Origin of the sequence: Vibrio sp. 10N.222.48.A3, assembly GCF_041475345.1 — a bacterium.
Taxonomy (GTDB): domain Bacteria; phylum Pseudomonadota; class Gammaproteobacteria; order Enterobacterales; family Vibrionaceae; genus Vibrio; species Vibrio tasmaniensis_A.
The window spans coordinates 1-4861 of the sequence record NZ_JBFRVX010000298.1; the positions used below are offsets into that span (position 1 = coordinate 1).

At 39.3% G+C, this 4861-nt stretch carries 5 protein-coding genes; all 5 read right to left on the bottom strand.

Going from position 1 to position 4861, the window contains the following annotated elements:
- Window positions 1–304 precede the first annotated feature (304 nt).
- The 5 genes from AB4653_RS09525 to AB4653_RS09545 all read right to left on the bottom strand — a co-directional run bounded on the left by AB4653_RS09525 (window position 305) and on the right by AB4653_RS09545 (window position 4721).
- Entirely contained in the window at window positions 305–1081 is a 777-nt protein-coding gene (locus AB4653_RS09525) for a hypothetical protein (RefSeq protein ID WP_102257480.1), read from the bottom strand.
- 155 nt (window positions 1082–1236) lie between these two features.
- Window positions 1237–1965 (bottom strand): adenylate/guanylate cyclase domain-containing protein, encoded by a 729-nt coding sequence (locus AB4653_RS09530; RefSeq protein WP_102257481.1) that lies wholly within the window; start codon window positions 1963–1965, stop codon window positions 1237–1239.
- Window positions 1962–2486 carry a Pycsar system effector family protein gene (locus AB4653_RS09535; RefSeq protein WP_102257482.1) on the bottom strand — a complete coding sequence of 175 codons (525 nt, stop codon included), beginning with the start codon at window positions 2484–2486 and terminating at the stop codon, window positions 1962–1964. Before AB4653_RS09535 ends, AB4653_RS09530 begins: the two co-directional genes overlap by 4 nt.
- A gap of 289 nt (window positions 2487–2775) precedes the next feature.
- Complete coding sequence (locus AB4653_RS09540) at window positions 2776–3867, bottom strand: transposase (protein WP_136975502.1); 1092 nt, start codon at window positions 3865–3867, stop codon at window positions 2776–2778.
- Window positions 3864–4721, bottom strand: a complete 858-nt coding sequence (locus AB4653_RS09545; protein ID WP_032555027.1) for a tyrosine-type recombinase/integrase — start codon at window positions 4719–4721, stop codon at window positions 3864–3866. The genes AB4653_RS09540 and AB4653_RS09545 overlap by 4 nt, the downstream gene beginning before the upstream one ends.
- Window positions 4722–4861: the final 140 nt, after the last annotated feature.

Here is a 4861-nt window from a genome sequence, read left to right on the forward strand (position 1 = left end):
CCCCTAAGCAACAAGAAAGGCTCTGATAATACAGGAGCCGAAACTTCTACGTTTTTAATTGACAGTGGGGGGTCATATCAACGCCTGCATAACACGTTTACTACTAAACAATTATACTTAATATTAACGCCTTAAAACGATAAACACTCGGCAAACTGAGATTGCCGAGTGTAGTAAATCGTGTTGATGCGATTGTTAGCTGCTTTTCTTTTTAGTGAGGTCTTCATTAATCATGCGAACACGTGGAGCCTCTGGTGGTTTAGGTGGCGGCGGCGGTGAATTTTTACTTTGATCATTTGACATACTATTCTCCTGCACTTGGTAAGTTATCATTTTCTACTAATGGACGAACATCTGGCTCTTGAGGAGCAGCTGGTGGTGGCGGTACGTAGTTATCTTCAACTTCAGGCATTTCTTGGTCTCCTTTATAAAAATCTGTAAAAATAACAATTTCATGTTTAATTTCGTTTAAAGCATTAACTACCGACTGATCAATGATAGATGTTTCTTTTCTTGGTGAAAACACATCTAAGTCAAATATTATAAATGTCACGCTTGCAATAAACATCGGTATAGAAGCAAATAACAACCACTTAAATGATTTATGTACTTGCTCAGACCTGCGGTCATTTACTGCCGTATTATGAGTAGAGCAATCGCGAAATTTACTGTAAAGGTGTTCAGAAATACGCTCATCGACAATAACTTCTGGTTGTTGGTTTTGTGGATAATCCATGTTGTACTGTGCAATTTGATGACGATGAAGAATTAATTCTTCTCTATAAACATCCGTTTCTTTTGGAGACGGCATGCCATTATAAGTATTCCCCCAAAATGCTCGAATTAAATAATACAGACAACCAAATGAAATTAGAAATGTGACAGCTGTACATATTACAAACGTGCTCACAGCAAATTTATTACTAGTAAAATCCAACATTCTCAGCATATAGCTAAGGATTGTATAGCCTGTAGCTACAAGAGCAAAAGTAACTTGTACTCTGCCAGTGATTTTTTCACGCACTTCCATTTCATGAAAATAGAGTTTCTCATATAATTCAAATAATCTTTGTTTATCCATTCAACCATACTCAAATAAAGAATTGCAGCTAACGCCTGCAGAACACGTTTGCTACGATACAGACCTAGCTGGATTTTAACGCCTTAATCACTGAAACTAAAGGCAAACTGACAATGCCGAGTGTAGCAAATCGTGTTGATGCATTTGTTAGAATTTTATTCGAGACTCCATTGATAGGTCGTAGTATAACAAATATGGTTTTCTCCATTATATGTAAAGGAATCTTGAACCCACATATTTTTTTGAACATCATTCCCTAGGAAGTCTTTTTCTGTAACATATTTGACATCATCTAGCAGATTATTATAAACATATGAAGATATACCTATTTTTCCATCAAGTTGATCACCAATTTTCACAGATTTGTTTACTGCATTTCCAATCCACACCAAGTCCCTATTATTCGCACCTGCTATACCAACTTTTGCACATAATATTTGTCCGTCATCAACCCCAATACCAAATTCGACTGTAGAGTATTTTTCCATTTTCTTTTTTACCTCAGACTTCGGAGAAGCAAGCATCCATTTCATTTTCATGGCAGCTTTTACTGCATTACTTAAGCTTCTCTTAGTAGTTCCTTGGAAAAAGACTAGCATTCCGTCGCCATTAAAACTCCGGACTTCCCCACTATAACTTTTAGCAATAGTTACAATTGTATGAAAATAAGCTTTATGAAGTTTTGCAACAGTCGTTCGATTATGATTATTTAAAACTTTTGTTGAACCTCTCATATCGATGAACAGTGTTGTAGCTTCAAATCGTAACCCCTTATTACCAAAAGTTAAGCTTGTATTATCAATATCCGGGACATACTTTATGTCTGTTACTTCAAATGCATCGTCAATTATAGATTTAACTTTATTATCAATATCTTTTTTCATTTACTAACTCTTAATACGAATAAAACTAGACAACCCAAAGGGGAAATAAGCGCAGTGACAGTAAACCAAATTGCAACTTTAAAATAGCTATATTTTCTACAAGCAATTACCGCATTGATAATAATTTGATTGGCTAAATCTTTTTGATAACCAGTAAATTGTTGTTCATTGAGTTCGAGTTTATTTGATAACTTGCCAAGGTAATTGATTGGCGTATATTTTGCAATATCCTGAAAATAAAGTAAATTATCAGATTGAACTGTTCCCTCTGGTTTACTTTCCCAAGGCATCGAAAGCGATGGAACAACAGATAGTAAACATAAAACCATTGATATAATACAAAGTATTATTGAAAAATAACCATAATATTCAAGCAAATTTGGCAGTTCATAACTTTTTAAAACTCCTGCCAACCCAAAAATCAAGGCTCCATTACCTGCAACCAAAGTCGCAGATTTCGCTTCCGCGTATTTTAGCCAATCATTAATGTTTAAAAATATATCTTTTAATTTCTCATCCACGTGGTGAAGCCTCCAAAAAATTCTAACGCTTAAGTATTTATCCGTTGTCGTAGCACAATGGATAAATACCTGTTGGACTTGGCCGCTTCTATCTATGGAGTTTGCTTTTTAGGACTGACTTACGTTCCACTCTTATCATTAAGACTGGTACCCCATCAGCCGTCCATTTTCCACTTCTAGCCACCAATTTATCTCTGCGACTATACCCGTTGCATAATCCTTTTAAAAGCGAACAATGCCCCTCTCTCGCCATAACACAACGATAATTTTATTCATTACAATCAGACAACTAGGTCAGTCGGTGCTCTGAAACGACTATCCTAGGTCTAATATTGAAGCACACGAGTACCATGCTGTTGCTATGGCAGTTCGGACAACAAGGTTTCTCTTTCAGCACTTCCGATTTCTCTACGGGTCGCTTTCGTAAGCTTTGCCTAATTTCCGCTATCGCTTTTACCCGTACAGCATTAGCTAAAAAGCCATAATAGCGTATTCGCATTAGCCCTTTAGGCAACACATGTAAAAGTAAGCGTCGAAGTAACTCGCCCGCATTACAACACATTCTTTGCGTCCCATTGGTTCGATAGTCTTTGTAACTCATCGTGATACGGCCATCCACGTTATAACTTAATTGGTTGGGATTTAACCCGATACGATTGCAATACCGAGATAGATAACCCACTACCGCTGTAGGCTCGTGGAGTACAGGTTTACTGTACACAACCCATCTCTTACTAGCGGCTTCCTCTAATAAATTACTGTGCGTTGCTATCAACTCGCTTACTCGGCATAACATCTCTTTCTTAAAGCGAACGGATAAGGCTTTAACCGGAAGCAGGTAACTCTCTTTTCTTGTCGGTTGCCATTGCCGATCTTTTGTAAGCACCCCACTCGGTAGTAGGCAATGAATATGAGTATGTTGACTCAGATTTCTTCCCCAAGTGTGAAGAACCATTAATGCTCCAAGTTGACCGACAAGGTGATGCCGCTCATTAGCAAACGCGCATAATGTTGCCCACACTGAATGAAACAAGCATTGATAAACCACCTTAGGATGCGCTTTAACCAGAGCATTGAACTCGTGAGGTAAGGTAAAAACCATATGATGGTAGGCCACAGGTAAAATATCTTGGCTTCGCTTTGTTAGCCATTGCTGTCTCATCTGCTCTTGGCAATTGGGGCAATGACGGTCTCGACAAGAGCAGTACCAACGCGTTTCATGACCACATTGCTGACAACGCCAGTCGTAGCTGCCCATACGCTCTGTTCGGCAGTCTCTTAAATGGTTAAGCACTTGCCACTGTCTCGGTGTGACTTTACTTTTATCAAGCTCTTCTAAGCCTTGTGTTAATACGGCTTGGTAAGGAGATAATGCGTTCATTCGCTCTCCTCCCATAGTTGAGCAACTAAGTCGAACTTACTTCCGTCCGAGCTTTCGTTGTGATGACCTATCCAATGGGTGTACCTCAATGTCGTTTTGATATTCGAATGTCCGAGGTAACGCTGAAGAACATTCAAAGGCATGCCCGATTCAAGCTGATGAGTCGCATAAGCGTGCCTCAAGGCGTGTATTCCTCCTAATTTTCTGACGTTTGCCTCTACTTTTGCTGCTTTGAAGCATTTCTGCAGAGAGCTAATACCCAATGGCTTTTCGGGCTCTAGGCTGGGAAACAGCACTACGGTGGGATGATAATGACACCAGTAATTTCGAAGATGATTCAGTTGGCTATCACCCAGTGGAACAAAGCGATCTTTTTTACCTTTACCACAATGAATGTGCAGTCGTTTCGCCGCACCATCAATGTCTTTCACGTACAAGCCGACGACCTCACTGACACGTAGGCCACATCCATAACACATTTCAAGTGCGGTCTGATATTTAAGACTTCGACAATGACTAATGATACTTCTTACTTCCTCGCGATTAAGCAGCTCCGGTATTTTACTGGCGCGTTTAATCGGGGGAACCAGTCGCTCTTCAAATTCTCTATTCAAAACGGCACGATAAAAGAACAAGATGGCATTCAAAGCTTGAGCACAAGTACTACTACTTAAGCTCCGCTCTGTGGTGAGCGTACGTAAATACGCACTAATCTGTTGATCAGTGAGTAAATCGGGGGACAGATCGTAAGTAGTAGATAGCTCTTTAACCCAACGTAAATAGCTTGCATGGGTTTTCGGAGAAAAACGGCGAACCGCCATTTCATCGATAAGTTGTTGTCTTAATAAGGTCATGATGTATTCCTTAATCTATGGATACATCATAAGTTTGGTCTATCAGGTAAGTGAGAGGAAAGCCCTCCGCGAAGCGGCTTAGTTCAACAGCTCTTAGACAGAAAAATTCTGCATTTAAATATAGAATTTTTCTATCTAGT